Here is a 3063-nt window from a genome sequence, read left to right as displayed (position 1 = left end):
TTTTTTTTTTAATTGATACGGCGCCCACCGGGATTTCCCCTCTTTCCCTCCCCAACGCTCTTCGGAAAAGGCACACTTTGTCGATTCTCTTCTTCGCCCCAAAGCAAGGTTCCAGTCAATTGGTATTGTCCAGCTGTCAATTCCTTGGCATCACTAGGATATCCGATAGAAATCTTCCGTTCCCCCCCAGCAATCACTGTCCATTCGTTTTGTTTGCCAGTGGTGACCGTAGTGGTTCCCTGCTTGAGAGTCCACTCCACCTTGGGTCGTGCAGTGGCATTGCCACTGTTGCTAACCTGTAACAGAATCTGCTTACTCTTGTGATCAAAGCTCGCTTCCTCTACGGTCAATTTGGGAGAAATATCTCCATGACGTACATAGACAGTCACACCAATGCGAGGTACGATGCCCATACTGACACCACCACGGTTATTCTGGGAATGTTCCAGATTTTCTGTGAAAATCACTGCCCGATATTCCCCTTTTTCCATACTAGGAGGAAAGCGGGAAATCATTCGGATGCGGCGAGTTACGCCTGGTTCTACCACCAATTCACGAGGGGAGAATTGTAGATAAGGGGTTAAATCATTAGAGCTAGATTCCAATGCTTCAAACCCATTTTCATCGTAGGTGAAAGGTGTCGCATAGACACGGGCTCGAAATGCCTTATTACTGCGATTGGTGACGTTGATGATACCTCTAGCTTGACCTCGTTCTGCTTCTTCTTCAATAACTAAGGGAGAAACTTGAACCTGAGCTTTAGCTAATCCTGGAAATAGCACCAGTGCAGATAAGGCGCAGCTACCTAAATAAGTTATTAAATGTTGATTGAGTTTAATCATTTCTAGGGAACAGGGAACAGGGAACAGGGAACAGGTCATCGGGAATCGGGAATCGGGAATCGGGAATCGGGAATCGGGAATCGGGAATCGGGAAAAATATTTGTACCTATTTACTATACAAAGTAAGGATTTAGCTTATGCGCTACGTCCCAGCGTCGAAGCCTATGCCACGATAATTGAGGTGCCAAAGGCCAACGCCTGACAGCTGACGGCTGACAGCTGATAGCTGATAGCACCTCAAGTAGCACCATCTGTAGCGCATATGCTTACGATAATTTAGTAAACAGCGATATATAGCACTACCCATTAAGGTTAGGACATTTATAAAAGCAGCAAAAGCTATTATATTCAGCTATTGCTAGCATGCCTATTGCCTATTGCCTTGCGCGTAGCGCTATACTTTAATCTATTGTTGACTAAATTTATGGTAATAGCTATGGTTAAAATTACTGATTTTTATATACTATTATTTTTCAACAATCGTTATAAATACGGATATAGCAATGCTAAGTGATTTGTAAGTAGTCACACAAAAAAAATTACCTGTTTTACAAAATAAAAATCCTGATGTTATAAGCCTTACCGATAATAGGAAGAGGTAATTTATTTTGTAATGATACTTAAACAATACTTACCTTAAAATCGTCCTGAGTGCTAAGTAGTGATAAATTAAGCCACGATCACAGAATATTCAAGTTCAATCCTGACTTAGGCAACAAAACCAGGAAAAGGTTGATATGGAATCCCTTTGCTCTGACACCTATGCCAGCATGATAGTAACGGACATTGCCTCAAATCAAGAAATTTCCAGTTGGAATCGGCAAACCTATCAACGTTTGAAACTCGCTTTGAGTATTGGTCTGCGCCGCCAGCTTTTTTTGGCAGTGTGTGATGACCTGAATCTGCGCAACCAGCTAGCAGATCAATTATACCGGGAGTTAGGCTTATGTGCAGCAAACGGGTCAATGAACCACCAAGGTTACCCAAACTTGGTCAGCCTGAATTTAAATCTGAGCGAACCCAATCCCTTAGCTCAGATTAGTCAATGGTTAACCGACCATGAGGAATCTTACACTTCTGAAAGTATACCGGGATTTCAGATTCTGGGTATAGAAAACTTAACACGGCAACCCGCAGCACTGCAACGATTGTTTCTCAGGCATTTACAGTCAATTGGGAATAATCTCAGCTACTGGGAACTGACTTTCTTGCTCTGGTTGCCACGACCTTGGTTTTATTCCATTCAGCAGTCGGTACCAGAATTTTGGCAACAGCACACTGGTTTCTTTGAGTTTGAAGGAGAACCAACACCCCTATCCCAAAGGGTGGCTGATACAGCACAGGCTTCTTACACATTACCCCCCTCAACAACAGTAATCGATCCTGGTCAGGAAGATGTGGAGACACTGTTAGGGCAAGAGGATATGTTGACAGTTAAAAGTTTTAATGTTGAAGCTTTAAACGATAACTTTCAATCAAAGAATGTGCGACTTGAAAATCACAGTGAAACACCACAAGATAACTTACAAATAAATAACCTGCGACCGACAACTGAAACTGAAACACCACAAGATAACTCTGAACCAAATAACTTGCAACCTGGAACTCAAAAACCATCTACAGGCCAAACCTATCTTGAATTGGGCAATCATTATCGCTACCTGATTGAACAAGGAGATGCCTCTGAGGAAAACTTAGTGATCGCAATCCAGGCTTATGAGCAGGCGCTGCAATGGTCACAATTCACACCTATCGAAGAATCCGCTATCCTCAATGATGTGGGAAATTTCTACTGGATGCTATCTCGTTGTCCGAACAATGACAACCTGATGCTCTCTTATTTAGAGCAAGCCATTAAATGCTATCAAGTAGCACTAACTGACTTTTTAGCGGAACAATCTCCCGAAATTTTTAGCATGATACAGAATAATTTGGGAACAGCTTATGGAGAGTTAGCCCAGTACCAAGATTTAGCTAAAAATCTGGAAAATTCTATTCGCGCCTATGAAGAAGCTTTGCGCTATGGCGGTGCTGACCATGACTTGGTTAAATATGCTTCAACCCAGAATAACTTAGGAACGGCTTACTGGAATCTAGCGCAACATCAATCACCAGTGCCGAATTTAAAGAAAGCGATCGCAGCCTACCAAGAAGCCATCTCTCATCATGACACCACAGCCAATCCTCAGAATTGGGCAATGATTCAAAATAACCTGGGTAA

General features: G+C 42.5%; 3 protein-coding genes. 2 read left to right on the top strand and 1 reads right to left on the bottom strand.

Annotation, left to right across the window (positions count from 1 at the left end; translation table 11 throughout):
- Window positions 1-8 precede the first annotated feature (8 nt).
- Window positions 9-842, bottom strand: coding sequence for a fimbrial biogenesis chaperone (locus F6K20_RS31510; RefSeq protein ID WP_287297376.1), 834 nt, complete (start codon window positions 840-842; stop codon window positions 9-11).
- Between F6K20_RS31510 and F6K20_RS31505 the strand changes: the two genes are divergently transcribed.
- Window positions 829-1044, top strand: coding sequence for a hypothetical protein (locus F6K20_RS31505; protein ID WP_008188502.1), 216 nt, complete (start codon window positions 829-831; stop codon window positions 1042-1044). The two genes, F6K20_RS31510 and F6K20_RS31505, sit on opposite strands and share 14 nt — an antisense overlap.
- A 535-nt stretch (window positions 1045-1579) precedes the next feature.
- A partial coding sequence (locus tag F6K20_RS31500) for a tetratricopeptide repeat protein (protein ID WP_287297374.1) occupies window positions 1580-3063 on the top strand: 1484 nt, incomplete at its 3' end.

This window comes from Moorena sp. SIO2C4 (assembly GCF_010672485.1).
Taxonomy (GTDB): Bacteria; Cyanobacteriota; Cyanobacteriia; order Cyanobacteriales; family Coleofasciculaceae; genus Moorena; species Moorena producens.
Note: the sequence above shows the minus strand (reverse complement) of the source record. Positions and strands in the feature narration are given on the sequence as shown.

Coding starts and splice junctions, on each gene's coding strand:
- F6K20_RS31510 (WP_287297376.1), bottom strand. CDS start 842: ATGATTAAACTCAATCAACATTTAATAACTTATTTAGGTAGCTGCGCC.